The sequence below is a fragment of the Variovorax sp. LjRoot175 genome (genome assembly GCF_964253805.1).
Taxonomy (GTDB): Bacteria; Pseudomonadota; Gammaproteobacteria; order Burkholderiales; family Burkholderiaceae_C; genus Variovorax.
In genome coordinates this window covers 479798-499736 of the sequence record NZ_CAXURY020000001.1, presented here as the reverse complement: position 1 = coordinate 499736, position 19939 = coordinate 479798, and the positions used below count along the sequence as shown (strand labels likewise).

Here is a 19939-nt window from a genome sequence, read left to right as displayed (position 1 = left end):
GGCATCCCGCGGTTCAATCCAGGGCGCGGGCCGAGTGCAATGACTACACCGGTCACCCGGCGAGCCCCGACCTTCAAATGGGTTCAACGCGTTCAGTCAGCAGCGATGCCAACTCGGGCACCAGGGCACGCGGGCCCGCTTCCTGGACTCCAAGCCTGAGCGTCGAGGCGACCGAATCCGCGATTTCGTGGAAGGCTCGCTGATCCGAAGCCATCTCGACGTAATACCGCAAGTCTTTCAGCGCGTTGGACATGTAGAACTGGAGTCCCGTCGGATCACGATCGATGATGTAGGGTCTCATGCGGTCAAGCGCCGCTCCGCCACCCCCGCCACCCGAGAGGACCTCAACGAACAGCGAGGGATCGATTCCTACCCGCGCCGCACATGCCGCGGCCTCTGCGATCACTGCGGCCGCGCCGAGCGACACAAAGTTGTGCAGCAACTTCAGCGCGTGCCCGGCGCCCACAGGCCCTGCGTGCACGATGCTCTCCGCGAAGCATTCGAGCACCGGCCTTACCCCAGCGAGCACCTCGGCATCCCCTCCGACCAGAAGATTGAGTCTTCCTTCGTGTGCGTGTTGCGCTGTGCGGGTCATGGGCGCATCAATGAAGCTGGACCCGACAGCCGTCACAGCTTCCGCCATGCGGGCCGTGGAGGCAGGAACAGAGGTTGAACAGTCGATCACGACCGATCCCGCGCGCAATCCCTCCAAGACGCCCCCACCCTGCGTGAGGACCGCTTCGACCTCGGGTGAGCCGGTCACGCAAAGGATCACGATATCGCTTGCTTCGGCGAGGGCCTTGAGGCTCGGGGTCGTCTTGGCACCCTGCCGCGTCAACTCTTCCAAGGGCTGATTGCCTGGACGCTCGAGCGCGGTCAGCGTGTAGCCATGGGCAACCACGTTTCTCGCGATCCCTTGGCCCATCAGGCCGACACCAACGATCCCTACCCGATCCTTCACGGTCGTTCCTTCTGCCGGGCTAGCCAGGATTTCGGGGAGACAGATGTGCAATCGAGGCGATCTCGACCAATGCGTCCGGCTTTACCAAACCGCACTGAATGCAGAATCGAGCGGGCTTTGTCCCGGGAAAGAACTCTGCATAGACGGAGTTCACCGCAGCATAGTTCGCCCAATCGGTTAGGAATACGTAGTTGAAGGCGACGTCATCCATCGACCCGCCAGCGACCCCTATGATGGATCGAATAGTCTCGAGAACGTGGCGTGTTTGCGCTGCCGCATTGCCAACGTGTACGACGTTGTTGTTTGCATCCAGGGGCAACACGCCCGACGTGTAGACGACGCCGTCGGCCAGGGTGCCAGGCGAGAATGGCGCGATAGGGTTCCCGGAGCCGACGGGGACAAGAACTTCTTTTGGCATGGCGATTGTGGTGTAAGCGTGAGATCAGTTAAGCGCCGTCGGCTGATGCCGCTTGCTGAGCCTTGAGCCAGTCGTCCGCGCGGGGTAGTCCTCGCGGATTCGATCGGTGCAGCTCGTAATACGGGACCAGAGGACTGAATATTTCGTAGAGCCGAACCAGTTCGGCTACCGGATCTGCGTTCAGATCGATGCGCAGATCGATCAGCGGCCCCTCTCGATCGCCGAAAACCGCCATGTCCGAGGATCGTTGTCCGCCGTGCTGGCCTCCAGCATCCCGGCCCCCCTCCAGGCTTGCGAGCAGTCGGCGGGCAAATGGCAGGTCTTTGGATGCCTCGTACGCGGCAGCCATTGCCTCTATCGTTGCGGCGCTGGTCAACACATTGCCCAGCACAGCAAAGTTGTCGCCGATGATGTGGCCTGCGTATGGGAAGCAGCTCTCGCCAGTGAACGCAGCTATGCGGCCGTGGTTGTCGATCGCAGCCAGCTGGCGATTCGCAATGAACTCGTCGCTGCCAATCATTGCTTTCATGGCTGCTTGCGCATCCAATCCATTCTGGATCATGACTGCGCCAACTTTCTGGCATCGCCCTACGGTGCTGATGCCCAGGCAGAGTCCCATCATTGGTATGTGGCGGTAAAGGTCGAGTCCGCCCGCTGCGATCGTACGGGTGGTCTTGGCGACGCCGAAGTGACCGGTCTGCGGGTCACGCGCGATGATTGCGAATGTCATGCAGTCTTCCCAAGAAGTTGGATTACTCGCCGAATTTCACCGGCGTTGTTTCGAGCGTTTTCCGGATGGTTTCGGCGTCTCGCGCTGTGATTCGTGCCATCTCTGACGCAGCCAACGGCTGAAGGCCAAGTCCAAAGCCAGACAGCCGCTCCTTCATTCCAGGCTCCGCCAGCACTTGCGCCAGCGCCTCGCTGAACTTGACGACCGCTTCTGCCGGAATGCCCGCTGGCGCGAAGAATCCGAAGTTGATGTCTTGAACGTAGCCCGGGATGAATTTGGCGATCGGGTCGACGCCTGGAACCAAACTGGATGACGATGCTGAGGTCACGGCTATCGCCCTCAGCTTTCCGGCGCTGATGTTCTCGGTGATCACCGGCGACGGGGTGCTGAAGAAAGCCTTGATATCGCCAGCCAGCGCCGCCTGGACCACCGGCGCGGTACCTCGAAATGGCACGTACACCAGCCTGACGTTTGCACTTCGCGCAAGTACAGCTGTTGCGATTTCTACGATTGGGCCACCGCCTCCGATGTCGAGTCCCGCGGGCTGCTTTCGCGCCCATTCGATGAATCCCGGGAAATCCGTGACAGGCGTGCTGGCGTGAACGAATAACCCCATAGGGGTGCTTCCGATCCCCATGACCGGCACGACGGATCTCAATGGATCGAAGTTCTGGTTCTTGCTTACCAGTGGCACCTGGACCACGCCAGTCACCGTCGTGTACAAGAACGTGTATCCGTCGGCCTGGGCATTGGAGGCTGCGAGTATGCCGACTGCGCCAGCTCCTCCACTTCGGTTTTCGACGAAGACTTGCTGCCCGAGGATCGCGCTCATACGCTGCGCGAGATAGCGAGCAATCGCGTCGCCGGGGCCGCCAGCAGGAAAGTTGAGGATGATCCTGACTGGCTTGCGAGGCCAGAGCTCTGCTCGCGCGATGGCGGAGCAGGCGACCCCCATGGTTGCCACCAGGATGCTGCGGCGATTTAGCAACATGATTCCTCCGACAGGCGTGTTGACAAAGTTAAGCTGACGTCGTCCAGCAGATAGCCACAAACTTGCCCACCAGCTTCGATCCGGCAACTGGAGTCATCTCCAACGGGTTCAGAAGCTTGCGGATTCAGAATTAGTATTCTTATTCTGTTATTGGCGGGTGTCAAGCCGTTTCGACCTGACTCAGGCGACCCGGAACACGACCGGCACAAAAGTTCTATACAAAGTGACACGATGCGACCTTCCCAAATCCCGTTAGCTGAGATCGAAGCATGGGCCTCCCAGGGGTGCCTGCCTGAGATGAAGCCCTCACGGCAAAAGCGCAGTGCGAATACAGCTGCCGCGCTGATCGAAGCTGGCCGCAAATTGCTCCACGACCGCTCTCTGGAAGATTTGTCCATCGAGGCCGTTTGCGCGAGCGCGAAGACGACTGTGGGTGCGTTCTATGGTCGATTCGAGGACAAGCAGCACTTCTTCCTGACGTTGCAGCGCGTGCAGACGATGCGAACGGAACAGTCGATCCGGGAATTTGTTGCTCGCCACCCGCCTGGCGCGTCCTCGCTCGACGCCCTTTGCCGTGCCATCGTGGACGAGGCGATTGGAAACTTCCGGTCGAACCTCGGCGTGATGCGTGCCTCTTTGCAGCACAGCAAAGAGGGTATGTGGGAAGTCATCAAAAAGTCGGGAGATCGCTATCGCGTGATCTTGGTCGAGCTACTGAGCCCTTACCTGTCGTCAGTCCCGCCTGGTGAGCGTCGCCTTCGGATCCTGTTTGCTTATCAGGCGCTGGCCGGGGTGCTCGTCCACGCGGTGCTCAACAACCCTGGACCGCTGGGCCTTGATGATGACCAGATCCGTGATGAGCTTTTTCGGCTGGTAAAGGCCTACCTGCTCGCCGAGTAGTCGTTCGGCAGACGAGACCCGGCAAGCGAGCGCTGCGATCGGGGCTGAAATCCCGCGGCGGAGCTACAGTGCCCCTGGCCACTACGCTGCAAGACTACCCTCGCCTTACGGGGCATGAACACCGCTTCTTGCGCACCGCATGACTTTGAGCCACAATCAGAATGATAATTCTCATTCTTTACTGCGACTATGCACCAAGTCAATCAAGGAAGGGGCAAGTGGCCCGCCAGCAGCACCTCCAGGAAGGGGGCGCCAAACGTAATCGTGGTACTGACTGACGACGTTGGATACGGGGCGTGCAGCACCTTCGGCGGCCCAATCGCCACCGAGAACCTTGACGCTCTAGCCTTAGGCGGGCTACGTTTTACTCAGTTCCACACCACTGCCATGTGCTCACCAACGCGCGCGGCGCTCCTGACAGGACGCAATCCGCATCGGGTGAGCATGGGGAGGGTAACCGCACGTCCGTCGTATTACGATGGCTACACCAGCGTCATTCCGAAATCTGCCGGGACCATCGCCGACGTGCTGCGGGCTCATGGCTACAGCACCGCCATGTTTGGGAAAGGCCACATCACACCGGAATGGGAGATGGGTCCGCTCGGGCCTTACGATCGATGGCCCACGGGCATGGGGTTCGACTATTTCTACGGATTCCTTGGCTTTGACACAAACATGTGGTCGCCAGATCTGGTAGAGAACACGTCTCATGTGCAACCCCCTAGGGGTGACACTCGCCACTTCGACGAGATCATGGCGGATCGCGCAATCGATTGGATCGCGCAGCAGAAAGCCGTCGCCCCGGAAAAGCCGTTTTTTGTCTACTACGCCACTGGTACGGCACATTCACCCCATCATGCGCCGCGGAAATGGCTTCAGAAGTACCGTGGGAAATTCGACATCGGGTGGGATGCCGTCCGCTCGGAAACCTTCGAACGCCAGAAAGCCTCGGGAGTTATTCCCGAAAGTGCGCTTCTCACGCCTCGCCCAGACAACCTGCCAGCCTGGGCCTCGCTCTCCGCCCAACAAAAGGCTCTTGCCACGCGACTGATGGAGGCATACGCCGCTGCTCTGGATCACTTTGATTACCAATTTGGCCGCGTGGTGCAGACGTTGAAGGACTGGAAAGAGTTCGACAACACCTTGATTCTGTTCATTCAAGGCGATAACGGCGGCAGCGCGGAAGGAGGGTTCAACGGCTTGCTGTTTGAGCAGTCCTGGGCGAATGGCTTTGAGGAGAAGCTGGAAGACCAGCTAGAGCTGATCGACAAGATCGGTGGACCTGATGCATACAACCATTTCCCCGCCGCTTGGGGATGGGCGATCAACTCCCCGTTCCAGTACTACAAGCAGGTTGCATCCCATTTCGGAGGTACACGAAATGGCCTGGTAGTTTCCTGGCCGAGCCGGTTGAGCGATCGAGGCTCGATTCGGACACAGTTCCATCACGTGGCGGATGTTCACAGCACGGTTCTGGCTGCTGCCGGCATCGAGCCGCCCAAGACCATCAACGGGGTTGTCCAAGACCCCCTGGACGGGGTGAGCATGCTGTATGCGTTCGATAGTCCCGAGGCAACTTCCAGTCGAAAAACCCAGATCTTCGAATCGATGCAGAACTTCGGGATCTATCACGACGGATGGATGGCGTGCACTACTCCCGAGAATGATCCGTGGGAAAGTTTTGCTCTGAGAAGAACCAGAGCACCCGACGACCGACGGTGGGAGCTCTATGATTTGCGTGACGACTATAGCCAGTCGATTGATTTGGCGAACCAAAGCCCGCAGAAACTTCAGGAGCTCAAAGAGCTCTTTTGGATGTTGGCGGCAGAAGGCAAAATTCTTCCCATTCATTCGCCAACAGAAGGCGCCGAGGGACGACCCAGCCATGGAGCATCACGCAACTCATTCAAGTTTCGTCGCCGCTTGCGAAATCTGCACGCCGACGCAGCGCCTCACACAGTAGGCCGTTCGTTTCGCATAAGCTGCGACGTCGTCGTGGGGGCGAATGGTGGGCACGGAGTACTCGCATGTCACGGCAGCTCGATCAACGGCTACGCTTTCTATTTCCTGCACGGCGTCCCGGTTTTCTACTACAACGCGATTTTTCCAATGAGCTGCCGTGTGACTGGCGTGAAGCTTTCACCTGGTCGCCACACATTGATCGCCAAGGTCGATCTAGACGAGAGGAAACCTGGCTCAGCTGCATCAATCTCTATTGAAGTTGATGGGTTCTTAGTGGCAACCGGGCGCATCGATCGGACGTTAAAGACCTTTCTCAATCAGAATGGCTTCAACATCGGAGGCGACAGTGTGAGTCCCGTGTCGCCTGACTACCGGCTGGAAGAGAGCGAATTTGATGGCGAGCTCCCTTACCTGATCGTGGACCTAGACTAGCGAGCCGCCAGGAATCGAACCTGGATCTCAGCCTTCGGAGGGCCGAATTCTATCCGTTGAAATACAGCGAGATGGGGCTCCGGCCAGCGACCGGAGCCGGTCATTATCGCCCATCAGGCGGCGGCCTTGCAGGCTGCGTCGACAACCATCGACGGGCGCTCGAACCCCAGGCCAGCCAGGTAGATGCGGAAGATGTGGCGGCCGGCCGGCACGAGATCGAAGGCCTCGGGCTCCAGCAGCCAGTCCTGGATCAGCCCGCTGATCACTGCATGCAGGCCGTAGGCCGCGGTCTTGACCGGAATCGGCAGCTGAATGTCCGCCTGGCGCGCCGCGTGCTGCAGCGCATTGCCGAAATCGACCACGCATTCGTTGCGCGCGCTGCGATGGCGCTGCAGCACCGCGTCCATGTCGCTGGTGTATTCAACCTTGAGCGTGGCGACCTCGAACACGCGCCGCACCTGCGGATCGCTGACCATCAGGCTCAGGGCCTGGACCATCACCCGCTCGATCGCCGCCAGCGGATCCTCGCCTGTCGTGCTCGCCTCACGCGTCGCCGCCTCCAGCGGCAGCGTGACGCGTTCCATCATCGCGTTGAAGAGGTCCGCCTTGTCCTTGAAGTGCCAGTAGATCGCGCCACGCGTGGCGCCGGCCTGCTGCGCGATCTGCTGCAGCGAGGTCTGCGAAACGCCTTGTCTTTGAAACAGCACTTCGGCAGCATCGAGCAGCCGGTGCCGTGTCGCCTGCGCCTCTTCCTTGGTACGTCGGACCACTATGCCCCCTTATGGATATGAGGTTAATGACTATACATGCATGAATGTATGTAAACTAGAAGGCCTCCCGATGGCCTGACTCGCCGTGATGCTTTAGGCACCCGCGCCGCGACGTACCGTCCCCCTTCTTTGCTCAAAGGAATCGCATGCCTGTACTGCATGTCTCGCGTCATTCGTTGTTTTCGCCGCGCGGCGCGGCCGTCACGGCCGCGGTCGCTGCGGTGCTTGCGCTCGCGGCCTGCGGCAAGAGCGGAGCACCGGCCGCCGCCGCCCAGGGTGGCGGCGGCGCACCGCCGCCGCCCGAAGTCGGCGTGGTGGTCGCCACGCCGACCGATGTCGGACTGGTGACCGAGCTGCCCGGCCGGCTCGAAGCTTCGCGCGTGGCTGAAGTGCGCGCCCGTGCCGCCGGCATCCTGCAGCAGCGGCAGTTCCGCGAAGGCAGCGACGTGAAGGCGGGCCAGCCGCTGTTCCGCATCGACCCCGCGCCCTACGCCGCTGCCGCGCAGAGCGCCGAGGCGAGCCTGGCGCGCGCCGAAGCCAATGCGGTGCAGGCCAAGGCACTGGCCGAGCGCTACAAGCCGCTGGTGGAAGCCAACGCGGTCAGCAAGCAGGAATATCTCAATGCGGTGGCCGCGGCCAAGACCGCCGAAGCGGATGTTGCGGTGGGCCGCGCCTCGGTGCAGACCGCCAGAATCAATCTCGGCTACGCGAGCGTGACGGCGCCGATTTCCGGCCGCATCGGCCGCGCGCTGGTGACCGAAGGCGCACTGGTGGGCCAGGGCGATGCGACCGCGCTGGCCGTGGTCCAGCAGATCGACCCGATGTACGTGAACTTCACCCAATCGGCCAGCGACGTGCTCAGACTGCGCCGCGCGATGGAGGCCGGCCAGTTCAAACGCGCCAGCGGCGCCGACGCGGCCAGCGTGCGCATCCTGCTGGAAGACGGCAGCGAGTACGCGCTGCCGGGCAAGCTGCTGTTCTCCGACCTGACGGTCGATTCCACCACCGGCCAGGTCACGCTGCGCGCCGAAGTCCCGAATCCGAAGGGCGAGCTGCTGCCCGGCCTTTACGTGCGCGTGAAGGTGGAGCAGGCCCAGGTCAGCAACGCGATCACCGTGCCGCAGCAGGCGGTCACGCGCACCCAGCAGGGCGACACGCTGACGGTGGTCGATGCCGAGGGCAAGATGCACAAGCGCACGGTGAAGATCAGCGCGGCCCAGAACAACCAGTGGATCGTGCTCGATGGCCTGAAGGCCGGCGAACAGGTCATGGTCGACGGCTTCCAGAAGCTGATGATGATGCCGCCCGGCGCGCCGGTGAAGGCAGTGCCCTGGAAGGCGCCGACGCCGGCTTCCGCCGGCTCTGCGAACGCTGCTCCTGATGCCGCGGCAGCCGCTTCGGCTCCCGCTGCGAAGCAGTAAGGAGCGTCCCCGCATGGCCAAATTCTTCATCGACCGCCCGATCTTCGCGTGGGTGATCGCGCTGTTCGTCATCGTGGTGGGCGCCGTGTCCATCACGCAGCTGCCGATCGCGCAGTACCCGCCGGTGGCACCGCCGGCCATCGTCGTCAACGTCGCCTATCCCGGCGCCTCGGCCCAGACGCTGGAGGACAGCGTGCTCTCGGTCATCGAGCGCGAGATGAACGGCTCGCCGGGCCTCATCTACATGGAATCGGTGGCACAGGCGGACGGCACCGGCACCATCACCATCACCTTCGAGACCGGCACCAACGCCGATCTCGCCCAGGTGGACGTGCAAAACCGGCTGTCGCGCGCCACGCCGCGGCTGCCGGCGGCCGTGACGCAGCAGGGCGTGCGCGTGGACAAGTCGCGCAACAACTTCCTGCTGTTCACGATGCTGTCCTCCGACAACCCGGCGATCGACACCACGGCGCTGGGCGACTACGCATCGCGCAACGTGGTGCCCGAGCTGCAGCGCGTGGCCGGGGTAGGCCAGGCCCAGCTCTTCGGCACCGAGCGCGCGATGCGCATCTGGATCGACCCGGCCAGGCTGCAGGGCTACAACCTGTCGGCGGCCGAGGTCAACGCGGCGATCCGCGCGCAGAACGCGCAGGTGTCCTCCGGCACCATCGGCGACTTGCCCAACGTGGCGGGCCAGGCGATCGCGGCCACCGTGGTGGTCAACGGCCAGCTCACCACAACCTCGCAGTTCGGCGACATCGTGCTGCGCGCCAACACCGACGGCTCCGCCGTCCGGCTCAAGGACGTGGCGCGCATCGAGCTCGGCGGCCAGGGCTATGCCACCTCAGCACGCCTCAACGGCGAGCAGGCGGTGGGCATCGGCGTGCAGCTCGCTCCCGGCGGCAACGCGCTGCAGTCGGCCAAGGCGATCCGCGCCAAGATGACCGAGCTCGCGCGCTACTTCCCGCAGGGCGTGAAGTGGACCATCCCCTACGACAGCTCTCGCTTCGTGAACATCTCCATCACCGAGGTGGTGAAGACGCTGTTCGAGGCGGTGGCGCTGGTGTTCCTGGTGATGTTCCTGTTCCTGCAGAACTGGCGCTACACGCTCATCCCGACAGTGGTGGTGCCGATCGCGCTGCTGGGCACCTTCGGCATCCTGCTGGCGCTGGGCTTCTCGATCAACGTGCTGACCATGTTCGGCATGGTGCTGGTGATCGGCATCGTAGTGGACGACGCGATCGTGGTGGTGGAGAACGTCGAGCGCATCATGAGCGCGGAAGGCCTCTCGCCGCTGGAAGCCACGCGCAAGGCGATGCGCCAGATCTCCGGCGCCATCATCGGCGTGACGGTGGTGCTGATCTCGGTGTTCGTGCCGCTGGCCTTCTTCGCCGGCTCCACCGGCAACATCTATCGCCAGTTCTCGGCGGTGATGGTGGCCTCGATCGGCTTCTCGGCCTTCATGGCGCTGTCGCTCACGCCGGCCCTGTGCGCCACGCTGCTGAAGCCGGTGGAGGCCGGCCACCACCACGAGAAGCGCGGCTTCTTCGGCTGGTTCAACCGCAGCTTCGCCCGCACCGCCAAGGGCTATGAGAGCCTGGTGGCGCGCATCCTCAAGCGCGCGGCGCGCTACCTGGTGATCTACGTGGCCATCATCGGCGCGGTGGTGCTGGTGTACCGGCAGCTACCCACCTCCTTTCTGCCGCAGGAAGACCAGGGCTACATCATCGTCAACGTGCAGCTGCCGCCGGGTGCGACGAAGGAGCGCATGCTGTCGGTGATGCAGGATGTCGAGAAGTACATCCTGAAGCAGCCCGAGGTGGAGAGCATGGTCGGGGTGCTGGGCTTCAGCTTCTCGGGCCAGGGCCAGAACGCCGGCCTCGCCTTCGTGACCCTGAAGGACTGGGAGCAACGGCACGACCCGAGCCATTCGGCCGAGGCGGTGGCCGGCCGCGCCTTCGGGGCGCTGTCGGGCATCCGCGATGCCTTCATCTACCCGCTGTCGCCGCCGCCCATCCCCGAGCTCGGCAACGCCAGCGGCTTCAGCTTCCGCCTGCAGGACCGTGGCGGCGCGGGCCACGAGGCGCTGGTCAACGCGCGCAACCAGCTGCTCGGCATGGCCGGCAAGAGCCCGATCCTGACGCAGGTGCGCCCGGACGGCCTGGAAGACGCGCCGCAACTGCAGATCGACCTCGACCGCGACAAGGCGAACGCGCTGGGCGTGAGCTTCGACGCCATCAACAGCACGATGTCGACGGCGCTGGGCTCGACCTACGTGAACGACTTCCCGAACCAGGGGCGCCTGCAGCGGGTGGTGGTGCAGGCCGACGCGCAGGCGCGCATGCAACCTGACGACCTGCTCAGGCTCAACGCCAGCAACACCAAGGGCGAGCCGGTGCCGCTGTCGGCCTTCGCGAGCACGCGCTGGATCACCGGCGCGCAGCAGACGGTGCGCTACAACGGCTACCCCGCGGTCCGCATCTCGGGCTCGGCGGCGCCAGGCTACAGCTCGGGCGCCGCGATGGCGGAGATCGAAAAGCTCGCCGCGCAGCTGCCGCCGGGCTTCGGCTACGAATGGACCGGCCAGTCGCGCGAAGAGAAGCTCGCCGGCGCGCAGGCGATCATCCTCTACGCCTTCTCGATCCTGGCCGTGTTCCTGTGCCTGGCCGCGCTCTACGAGAGCTGGACGATTCCGCTGTCCGTGATCATGGTGGTGCCGCTGGGCGTGCTGGGCGTGCTGCTCGCGACCTTGCTGCGCGCCTATTCGAACGACGTGTACTTCCAGGTCGGCCTGATCACCATCATCGGCCTGTCGGCGAAGAACGCGATTCTGATCATCGAATTCGCCAAGGACCTGCAGGCGCAGGGCAAGGGCGTGGTCGAGTCGGCGCTGGCCGCCGCCCATCTGCGGTTCCGCCCGATCATCATGACCTCGCTGGCCTTCGGCCTCGGCGTGCTGCCGCTGGTGCTGGCCACGGGCGCGGGCTCGGCGAGCCAGCGCGCGATCGGCACCGGCGTGATCGGCGGCATGGTGACCGGCACCGCGCTCGCGGTGATTTTCGTGCCGGTGTTCTTCGTGGTGGTGCGCAGCCTGTTCAAGGGCAGCGAGCGCCAGCACGAGGTCGACAAGCGCCACGCGCAAGCCGCAGGCATCGAGGAAGCCCCAGCCCATGACTAAAAAGAAATTCGTCTCCACCGCGCTGACCGGCGCCGCAGCCATGGTGCTGGCCGGCTGCTCGCTCATCCCGGCGTACGAGCGCCCTGCCGCGCCCGTGCCGGCCGTCTACCCGGGCGCGCAGCCCGCCAGCAGCGCGCAATCGCCCGCCTCCACGCTCGCCTGGCAGGACTTCTTCACCGACCCGCGCCTCGCCAGGCTGATCGAGACCGCGCTGGCCAACAACCGCGACCTGCGCGTGTCCGTGCTCAACATCGAGCAGGCGCGCGCGCAGTTCCAGATCCAGCGCGCGGCCCAGTTTCCCGCGCTCGATCTCACGGCCAGCGGCTCGCGTTCGAGCCCGAACGCGCTCCAGGCGATAGGCGTGGGCGGCAGCGTGGCATCGAGCTATTCGGTCAACCTCGGCATCACCGCCTGGGAACTCGACTTCTTCGGCCGCGTCGCCAGCCTCAAGGAGCAGGCGCTGGCGCAGTACCTCGCCACCGAGGAATCGCGCAAGGCGGCGCAGATCAGCCTGATCGGCGCGGTCGCCAGCGGCTGGCTCACGCTGATCGCGGATGACCAGCTGCTCGAGCTCACGCGCCAGACCCTGGTAACGCGCGAGGAGTCGCAGAAGCTCACGCGCATGCGCTTCGACAGCGGCGTGGTCTCGGAGATCGACCTCCGCCTGGCCGACACGCTGGCCGAATCCGCGCGTGCGTCCTACGCCGAGCAGCAGCGCCTGCGCATGCAGGATGAGAACGCACTGGCCCTGCTGCTCGGCGCGCCGGTGCCGGCCGCGGCCACCGAAGGCGGCCGCGGTCTCGATGCGATCGCGCCGATGCCGGACCTGCCGGCCGGCCTGCCCTCCGACCTGCTGGGCGAGCGGCCCGACATCCGCGCCGCCGAACAGCAGCTGATCGCGGCCAATGCCAACATCGGCGCGGCGCGCGCGGCCTTCTTCCCGCGCGTCACGCTGACCTCGTCGATCGGCACCGCGAGCAGCGAGTTCTCGGGCCTCTTCGACAAGGGCTCCAAGGCGTGGTCCTTCGCACCGCAGATCACGTTGCCGATCTTCGATGCGGGCCGCAACCAGGCCGGGCTGGATTCGGCACGGACCGGCCGCGAGATCGCGGTGGCGCAGTACGAGAAGTCGATCCAGACGGCCTTCCGCGAGGTCGCCGACGCGCTCGCCGGCCGCGCCACGCTCGGCGAGCAGCTGCGGGCCCTGCGCGCGCAATCGAACGCCGAGGAGGTCCGCTTCAAGCTCTCCGATTTGCGCTACCGCAACGGCATCGCGAGCGCACTCGACCTGCTCGATTCGCAGCGCTCGCTCTACAGCGTGCAGCAGGCGGCGGTGCAGACCCGGCTGCTGCAGTTGCAGAGCCAGGTTGCGCTCTACAAGACACTGGGCGGCGGCTGGGCTACACGATGAGAGGGTCAGAGAGGCGCCCCCGGGGCGCCTCTCTATAATCTCCGGTTGATTTCGAAAACGCCCCCGAAGAGCCCCCGATATTGAGGACGCCAATGAGCGACGACCCGCACTACCAGGCCACAGAAGACGCCCACACCGGCCCGATCAAGAACCCGAAACAGCTGCTCCTCGCGGTCTTCTTCTCGTTCATCGCTCCCATCCTGATCATCGCGGGCCTCGTCTCCTACGTGGTCTCCGGCACCCATCCCTCGGGCGATGCGCAAGGCGACAACATGTCGCTCTACGGCGTGTCGAAGGAAGCGCGCGATCGCGAGATCGCCGAACGCCTCAAGAAGGTCGGCTCGATCGAGATCCGCGATGCCAACCGGCCGCTCGCCGCCGGCGAAGCCGTGTTCAAGGCGCAATGCGTGGCCTGCCACGGCGCGCCCGGCATCCCGACCGCTCCGCACCTCAACGATGCCGCGGCCTGGGGCCCGCGCATCGGCCAGGGCTACGCCACGCTGCTCGAGCATGCGCTCAAGGGCAAGGGCGCCATGCCCCCGCAGGGCGGCGGCGACTTCGAGGATGTCGAGATCGGCCGTGCGGTGGCCTACCTGGCCAATTCGGGCGGCGCCAAGTTCCCGGTGCCGGACCGTCCCGCGGCAGCGGCACCCGAGGGTGCGGCGTCCAATGCCGCGGCCGCACCGGCGGCTGCAACAGCGGCCAAGTAAGAAAGCCCATCTCCTCGAACAAAGAGCCCGCATACGGGCTCTTTTTCATTGGCGCGCGAGATGGATTCAGTGCGCCGGCTGCTTGACCGGCTGGCCCGCGGCCGGGCTCATGACATGGCCGAAGCGCGCAGGCAGTTCCGCGGCGCGCACGTTCTCCGGCGCCCAGCGCCCCGCTTCGACCGCCTCGGCCGCCACGCCCACGTCCTGCGTATGGACCAGCCCGAGGCCGAGCGGCGCCACCAGGTAGAGCTTGCCCTCCTCGTCGAGCAGGCAGGCCGAGGGCTCTACGCCCAAGCCGCTGTGCGAACGGACCGAGAAGTCCTCGGCCACGCGCCAGATCCACGGCGCAGCTTCGAGCTCGACGTACACGCGCTGCGGGCCGTTCTGGAAGAACCACTGGCCGCGCTCGTCGTGTTCGTAGTTGCGCTGGATGAAATCGATCAGCTTGTCGTGCTTGAGCAGCGAGCCCTTGGCCACCGGAAAAGGCCCCATGGCCTGGGTGCGGTCGTCACGCATGTACCAGTTGCCGCGCGCGTCCAGGCCGAGCCAGCCGTAGCAGTGCGGCACGTTGGGCCACTTGGCGAGCGCCTGTTTGACGATGTCGTCCATGGCGCTCATTCTGGCGCGGATCGGGCCGCGCGGCTGTAGTTCAAGCGCTCAAATGCTGTGCAAGCCAGCCGCCGACGCGCTCCGGCATGCCGCGCACATGGCCGGGCGGCGCGCCCAGCGGAAAACCCACATGGCCGCCATGGGCCGGCTGCCACAACGTGACGTGGCGGCCGACCTCGTCCTGGCGCGGCAGGCTGGCCGCCGGCACGAAGGGGTCGTTGGTGGCATTCACCGCCAGCGCGGGAATGCGGATCGCGTGCAGATGCGGCTTGGCCGAGCCCCGCGTCCAGTAGTCGTCGGTGTCGCGAAAGCCGTGCAGCGGCGCGGTGAACACGTTGTCGAAGGCGTAGAGATCCTGGGCCTCGAGGAGCTTGTCGCGGTCGAACAGGCCCGGATGCTGGGCCAGCTTGGCCAGCGCCTTGGGCTTCATGGTCGACAGGAACATGCGCGTGTAGACCAGCCGGTTGAAGCCGCGGCCGATCGCCATGCCGCCGGCGGCCAGATCGAGCGGCGCCGAGATCGAGGCCACGGCGCTGACCAGCTTCGAGGCCTCGTCACCCGCCTCTTCGGTCCAGCGCAAGAGCGCATTGCCGCCAAGCGAGACACCTGCCGCCAGCATCGGCCCGCCATGCTGCGCGTGCAAGCGCCCGAGGATCCAACCGATCTCCTCATAGTCGCCCGAGTGGTAGGCGCGCGGCGCGAGATTGAGTTCGCCGCTGCAGCCGCGGAAATGCGGCACCGCATAGTCCCATCCGCGGACCATCGCAAAGGCCGCGAAAGCCTCGGCGTAGTGGCTCTTCGACGAGCCCTCGAGGCCGTGGAACAGGATCAGCAGCGGCTTCGGCCCGGAACCGGCCGCATCGAGAAAGTCCACGTCGATGAAGTCGCCGTCCGGCGTGCCCCAGCGCTCGCGCCGATAGGCCGGCAAAGGGGCCTCCACGCGCCGCGCATAGAGCGCGGGCCAGATGGTTTGGAGGTTGCCGCCGGGCAGCCAGAGGGGCGCGACGTATTGCATGTCAGTGAAGCGTCTGCGGGGCAGCGTCGTCCTCGTCTTCGGGCGCGTGCACGCTGCCCGGGCTTGCATGGTGCGCCACCATGCGCCAGCCCTGGGCGGTCTTGTGATAGACGTTGGTGGCCAGCACGAAGGCATGGCGCGGCCCCTCGGCGGTAAGCACCTCGATGCGCTCCAGCACGTTGTGCACCGCGCTCGCGAGCGATTCGACCCGGCGCACGCGTGCCGGCGTGGCGTGGATCGCGCCATTGGCGAACATGTGCTCGAAGGCGGCGCGGATCGCCTCGGTGCCCACCAGCCGCGGGCCGCCGGGATGGACGCAGAACACCTCGTCCTCGTCGGCCCAGCAGACCATCAATGCATCGATATCGCCGCGCTGCAGCGCTTCGTAGAAGGCGGCCTCGACGTCGTCGGCGGTGCCGCCGACGGCAGCGGCGCGGAGTTTGGTCTTGGGCATGGAAGAGGAAACAGGCAACTGACGGTGATTGTGCGGGGTCCTTGCACCAAAGCCGGCCACGACCGCACAGACCAAACGCTCCATTTTGGACCATTTGGTCCAACCTCTACCGACGGAAACCTGCAAGTGGTTGATTTTAAAAGACTTAACCAAATGGCACGGCCTATGCGTAAGACCGTCGGCGCGCGTCCTTCGGCGTTGCGCCCACAGCCCATCCCTCACCTTCGGTCCAGGAGCGCAACGCATGAACGTCGGCATCTTCATCCCCATCGGCAACAACGGCTGGCTGATCTCGGAGAACGCTCCGCAGTACAAGCCGAGCTTCGAACTCAACAAGCAGATCACGCAGAAGGCCGAGCACTACGGCGTGGACTTCGCGCTCTCGATGATCAAGCTGCGCGGCTTCGGTGGCAAGACCGAGTTTTGGGATCACAACCTAGAAAGCTTCACGCTGATGGCCGGGCTGGCCGCCGTCACCTCGAAGATCAAGCTCTTCGCCACGGCGGCCTCGCTGGTCATGCCGCCGGCCATCGTGGCGCGCATGACCTCCACCATCGACTCGATCTCCAACGGCCGCTTCGGGCTCAACCTCATCACCGGCTGGCAGAAGCCCGAGTACTCGCAGATGGGCATGTGGCCCGGCGACGAATTCTTTGCGACCCGCTACCGGTACCTGTCGGAATACGTGCAGGTGCTGCGCGAGCTGTGGACCACCGGGCAGTCCGACTTCAAGGGCGAGCACTTCAAGATGGACGACTGCCGCGTGAGCCCGAAGCCGCAGGCCGACATGAAGGTGATCTGCGCCGGCCAGAGCGACGCCGGCATGGACTTCTCCGCGAAGTACGCCGACTACAACTTCTGCTTCGGCAAGGGCGTCAACACGCCCAAGGCCTTTGCGCCGGCGGCCGAGAAGCTCATCGAGGCGACGAAGAAGACCGGCCGCCACGTGACCTCCTACGTGCTCTTCATGGTGATCGCCGATGCCACCGACGAAGCCGCGCGCGCCAAGTGGGAGCATTACAAGGCCGGCGCCGACCAGGAAGCGCTGGCCTGGCTCACGCAGCAGAGCGCGGCCGACACCAAGTCGGGCGCCGACACCAACGTGCGGCAGATGGCCGACCCGACCTCGGCGGTCAATATCAACATGGGCACCCTCGTCGGCTCCTATGCGACGGTGGCGCGCCTGCTCGACGAAGTCGCCGAGGTGCCCGGCACCGAAGGCGTGCTGCTGACCTTCGACGACTTCGTGCTCGGCGTGGAGGCTTTCGGCGAGCACATCCAGCCGCTGATGAAAAGCCGCACGCACATCGCGAGCCCCGTGCCTTCGCGCGTCGCCGTCGAGCGCCTGGCCGCCTGATTCGAAGTGACCCCGCCATGAAGAACACCACCATCGCCTCCAGCACGCCGGTGGGCGTGCCGAACGCACCGGGCGCGCCCGCGCCGCTGGTGCTGCCCGCCCGGCCCGAACCGCTGGCGCTGCATGCCGCCAACTCGGCGCTGATCGTCGTCGACATGCAGAACGCCTACGCCTCGATCGGCGGCTATGTGGATACCGCCGGCTTCGACATCTCGGGCGCGCAGGGCGTGATCGCCAACATCGCGCGCACCATCGCCGCCGCGCGCGCGGCCGGCATGCTGGTCGTGTTCCTGCAGAACGGCTGGGACGCCGATTACGTGGAAGCCGGCGGCCCCGGCTCGCCCAACTGGTACAAGTCCAACGCGCTCAAGACCATGCGCAAGAAGCCCGAGCTGCAAGGCAAGTTCCTCGCCAAGGGCGGCTGGGACTACGCGCTCGTCGATTCGCTCCGGCCGCAGGCCGGCGACATCGTCATTCCCAAGACCCGCTACAGCGGCTTCTTCAACAGCACGCTCGACAGCAGCTTGCGCGCGCGCGGCATCCGCAACCTGGTCTTCACCGGCATTGCCACCAACGTGTGCGTGGAGTCCACGCTGCGCGACGCCTTCCACCTCGAGTACTTCGCCGTGATGCTCGAAGACGCAACGCACGAGCTCGGCGGGCCCGCTATCCGGCAGGCCGCGGTCTACAACGTCGAGACCTTCTTCGGCTGGGTCTCGAAGGTCGACGATTTCTGCAGCACCTTCGCGCCCGAGGCCGCCACCCAACCCGCAGCGGCCGAAGCGGCCACTGCCTGATTTCACTTTCCCGAAAGGAGCAACGAACCATGCCCAAGCAAGCCATCATCCCGCCCGGCACCGGCGTGCCGCTCGCACCCTACGTTCCCGGCACGCTCGCCGACGGCGTGCTCTACGTGTCGGGCACCCTGCCCTTCGACAAGGACAACGACGTGGTCCATGTCGGCGACGCGAGCGCGCAGGCGCGCCATGTGCTCACCACCATCCAGGGCGTGGTCGAGGCCGCCGGCGGCACCATGGACGACGTGACCTTCAACATGATCATGATCAAGGACTGGGCCGACTACGCGAAGATCAATGCGGTCTACGCCGAGTTCTTCCCCGGCACCAAGCCGGCGCGCTACTGCATCCAGTGCGGGCTGGTGAAGCCCGACGCCTTGATCGAGATCGCCTCGATCGCGCACGTGGGCAAGAAGGCCTGAGCATGCCGCTGCACTACGAGGCGCACGGGCCGGCCGAGGGCGAGGCCGTGCTGCTGTCCTCGGGCCTCGGCGGCTCGGCGGGCTTCTGGCAGCCGCAGCTCGCTGCACTGATCGGGGCCGGCCACCGCGTGATCGCCTACGACCAGCGCGGCACCGGCCGCAGCCCCGCCGACCTGCAGGCCGACTATGCGATCGCCGACATGGCGCGCGACGTGATCGAGATCCTCGACGCCACCTCGACGGCGCGCTGCCACCTGGTGGGCCACGCGCTCGGCGGCCTGGTCGGCCTGCAGCTCGCGCTCGACGCACCCTCGCGCGTGGCCAGCCTCGTGCTCGTCAACGCGTGGTCGAAGCCCAATCCGCATTCGGCCCGCTGCTTCGACGCGCGCCTGGCGCTGCTCGGCGCCTGCGGCCCACGCGCCTATGTCGAGGCGCAGCCCATCTTTCTCTACCCCGCCGCCTGGTGCACCGCCCACGCGCAGCGCGTGGGCGACGAAGTCGAGCATGCGCTCGCGCATTTCCCCGGCGAGGCCAACATGCGCGCGCGCATCGGTGCGCTGCGCGCCTTCGATGTCGACGCGCGGCTGGTCGAGATCGCCGCGCCCGCGCTGGTGGCAGCCGCCACCGACGACGTGCTGGTCCCCTGGACCTGCTCGCAGCGCCTCGCCGAGGGTCTGCCTCACGCGAGCCTCGAGTGCGTGCCCCATGGCGGCCATGCACACAGCGTGACCGAGGCCGAGCTCTTCAACCGCAGCCTGCTCGCCTTCCTGGCGCGCGTGGGCGCACCTGGAGTCCCCGCATGAAACCCTCCCTCGACGACGACGCCCTGGCACTTCTTTTCACCGAGGCCCGCTCGCACAACGGCTGGCGCCCTGAGCCGGTCTCCGACGCCTTGCTCGAACAGGTCTACGCGCTGGCGCGCACCGGGCCGACCTCGGCCAACTGTTCACCGGGCCGCTTCGTCTTCGTGCGCACGCCCGAGGGCAAGGCGCGCCTGGCGCCGGCCTTGTCGAAGGGCAATCTGGCGAAGACGATGAGCGCGCCGGTCACCGTGATCGCGGCCTGGGACAGCGCCTTCTACGACAAGCTGCCCACCCTGTTCCCGCATGCCGACGCCAGAAGCTGGTTCACCGGCAGCGTCGAGGCCGCCCGCGAAACCGCCTTTCGCAATGCCACGCTGCAAGCCGCCTACCTGCTGCTCGCCGCGCGCGCGCTGGGGCTGGATGCGGGGCCGCTGTCCGGCTTCGACAGGGCGAAGATCGACGCCGCCTTCTTCACCGGCACGCCCTGGACCACCAACTTCCTGATCAACCTGGGCCACGGCGACCCCTCGAAGCTGTTCGGCCGCCTGCCGCGCCTGGATTTCGCAGAAGCCTGCGCGCTCGCCTGAGGAAAGCACCG

19 protein-coding genes are annotated in these 19939 nt (G+C 65.3%); 11 read left to right on the top strand and 8 right to left on the bottom strand.

All coding sequences use genetic code 11. The features are described 5' to 3' along the window. Window positions 1-73 precede the first annotated feature (73 nt). The 4 genes from ACSQ89_RS02625 to ACSQ89_RS02610 are packed head-to-tail and all read right to left on the bottom strand — an operon-like array spanning window position 74 to window position 3100. Window positions 74-961, bottom strand: coding sequence for an NAD(P)-dependent oxidoreductase (locus tag ACSQ89_RS02625; RefSeq protein ID WP_436295072.1), 888 nt, complete (start codon window positions 959-961; stop codon window positions 74-76). A gap of 19 nt (window positions 962-980) precedes the next feature. Continuing rightward, on the bottom strand, window positions 981-1379 hold the full coding sequence (rutC, locus tag ACSQ89_RS02620) for a pyrimidine utilization protein C (protein ID WP_436295071.1): 399 nt from the start codon (window positions 1377-1379) through the stop codon (window positions 981-983). Between the two features lie 28 nt (window positions 1380-1407). Then, complete coding sequence (locus ACSQ89_RS02615; protein WP_436295070.1) at window positions 1408-2109, bottom strand: DUF1028 domain-containing protein; 702 nt, start codon at window positions 2107-2109, stop codon at window positions 1408-1410. A gap of 22 nt (window positions 2110-2131) precedes the next feature. Then, window positions 2132-3100: a Bug family tripartite tricarboxylate transporter substrate binding protein gene (locus ACSQ89_RS02610; protein ID WP_436295069.1), complete on the bottom strand. Its 969-nt coding sequence runs from the start codon at window positions 3098-3100 to the stop codon at window positions 2132-2134. Window positions 3101-3331: 231 nt separating this feature from the next. Between ACSQ89_RS02610 and ACSQ89_RS02605 the strand changes: the two genes are divergently transcribed. After that, complete coding sequence (locus ACSQ89_RS02605) at window positions 3332-4000, top strand: TetR/AcrR family transcriptional regulator (protein WP_093104985.1); 669 nt, start codon at window positions 3332-3334, stop codon at window positions 3998-4000. Window positions 4001-4189: 189 nt separating this feature from the next. Further along, window positions 4190-6394: an arylsulfatase gene (locus ACSQ89_RS02600; RefSeq protein WP_436295068.1), complete on the top strand. Its 2205-nt coding sequence runs from the start codon at window positions 4190-4192 to the stop codon at window positions 6392-6394. Window positions 6395-6507: 113 nt separating this feature from the next. Here ACSQ89_RS02600 and ACSQ89_RS02595 read toward each other — a convergent pair whose 3' ends face one another. After that, window positions 6508-7164, bottom strand: coding sequence for a TetR family transcriptional regulator (locus ACSQ89_RS02595; RefSeq protein ID WP_436295067.1), 657 nt, complete (start codon window positions 7162-7164; stop codon window positions 6508-6510). A gap of 146 nt (window positions 7165-7310) precedes the next feature. Here ACSQ89_RS02595 and ACSQ89_RS02590 point away from each other — a divergent pair, with 146 nt between their 5' ends. The 4 genes from ACSQ89_RS02590 to ACSQ89_RS02575 all read left to right on the top strand — a co-directional run bounded on the left by ACSQ89_RS02590 (window position 7311) and on the right by ACSQ89_RS02575 (window position 13884). Further along, the gene (locus ACSQ89_RS02590) at window positions 7311-8585 is read left to right on the top strand and encodes an efflux RND transporter periplasmic adaptor subunit (RefSeq protein WP_436295066.1); all 1275 of its coding nucleotides are present in this window, start codon (window positions 7311-7313) and stop codon (window positions 8583-8585) included. Between the two features lie 13 nt (window positions 8586-8598). Further along, the gene (locus ACSQ89_RS02585) at window positions 8599-11763 is read left to right on the top strand and encodes an efflux RND transporter permease subunit (RefSeq protein ID WP_436296074.1); all 3165 of its coding nucleotides are present in this window, start codon (window positions 8599-8601) and stop codon (window positions 11761-11763) included. Continuing rightward, window positions 11756-13174: an efflux transporter outer membrane subunit gene (locus ACSQ89_RS02580; protein WP_436295064.1), complete on the top strand. Its 1419-nt coding sequence runs from the start codon at window positions 11756-11758 to the stop codon at window positions 13172-13174. The genes ACSQ89_RS02585 and ACSQ89_RS02580 overlap by 8 nt, the downstream gene beginning before the upstream one ends. A 92-nt stretch (window positions 13175-13266) precedes the next feature. Then, the gene (locus ACSQ89_RS02575) at window positions 13267-13884 is read left to right on the top strand and encodes a c-type cytochrome (RefSeq protein ID WP_436295063.1); all 618 of its coding nucleotides are present in this window, start codon (window positions 13267-13269) and stop codon (window positions 13882-13884) included. Between the two features lie 66 nt (window positions 13885-13950). Here the strand turns inward: ACSQ89_RS02575 and ACSQ89_RS02570 are convergent, their stop codons facing one another. The 3 genes from ACSQ89_RS02570 to ACSQ89_RS02560 are packed head-to-tail and all read right to left on the bottom strand — an operon-like array spanning window position 13951 to window position 15962. Then, window positions 13951-14493: a DUF2946 family protein gene (locus ACSQ89_RS02570; RefSeq protein ID WP_436295062.1), complete on the bottom strand. Its 543-nt coding sequence runs from the start codon at window positions 14491-14493 to the stop codon at window positions 13951-13953. A 40-nt stretch (window positions 14494-14533) separates the two neighbouring features. After that, window positions 14534-15508: a YheT family hydrolase gene (locus ACSQ89_RS02565; protein ID WP_093104963.1), complete on the bottom strand. Its 975-nt coding sequence runs from the start codon at window positions 15506-15508 to the stop codon at window positions 14534-14536. Between the two features lies 1 nt (window position 15509). Next, window positions 15510-15962, bottom strand: a complete 453-nt coding sequence (locus ACSQ89_RS02560; RefSeq protein WP_093104961.1) for a YybH family protein — start codon at window positions 15960-15962, stop codon at window positions 15510-15512. Between the two features lie 244 nt (window positions 15963-16206). On the opposite strand from ACSQ89_RS02560, the gene rutA reads away from it, so the two are divergent. The 5 genes from rutA to ACSQ89_RS02535 are packed head-to-tail and all read left to right on the top strand — an operon-like array spanning window position 16207 to window position 19928. Next, complete coding sequence (gene rutA / locus ACSQ89_RS02555) at window positions 16207-17319, top strand: pyrimidine utilization protein A (RefSeq protein WP_436295061.1); 1113 nt, start codon at window positions 16207-16209, stop codon at window positions 17317-17319. Window positions 17320-17336: 17 nt separating this feature from the next. Beyond that, a complete protein-coding gene (gene rutB, locus ACSQ89_RS02550; protein ID WP_436295060.1) occupies window positions 17337-18116 on the top strand; it encodes a pyrimidine utilization protein B in 780 nt (259 codons plus the stop codon). 29 nt (window positions 18117-18145) lie between these two features. After that, the gene (gene rutC, locus ACSQ89_RS02545; RefSeq protein WP_436295059.1) at window positions 18146-18538 is read left to right on the top strand and encodes a pyrimidine utilization protein C; all 393 of its coding nucleotides are present in this window, start codon (window positions 18146-18148) and stop codon (window positions 18536-18538) included. A gap of 2 nt (window positions 18539-18540) precedes the next feature. After that, window positions 18541-19341 carry a pyrimidine utilization protein D gene (rutD, locus tag ACSQ89_RS02540; protein WP_436295058.1) on the top strand — a complete coding sequence of 267 codons (801 nt, stop codon included), beginning with the start codon at window positions 18541-18543 and terminating at the stop codon, window positions 19339-19341. Then, complete coding sequence (locus ACSQ89_RS02535; protein WP_093104947.1) at window positions 19338-19928, top strand: malonic semialdehyde reductase; 591 nt, start codon at window positions 19338-19340, stop codon at window positions 19926-19928. The genes rutD and ACSQ89_RS02535 overlap by 4 nt, the downstream gene beginning before the upstream one ends. The last annotated feature ends 11 nt before the right edge of the window (window positions 19929-19939 follow it).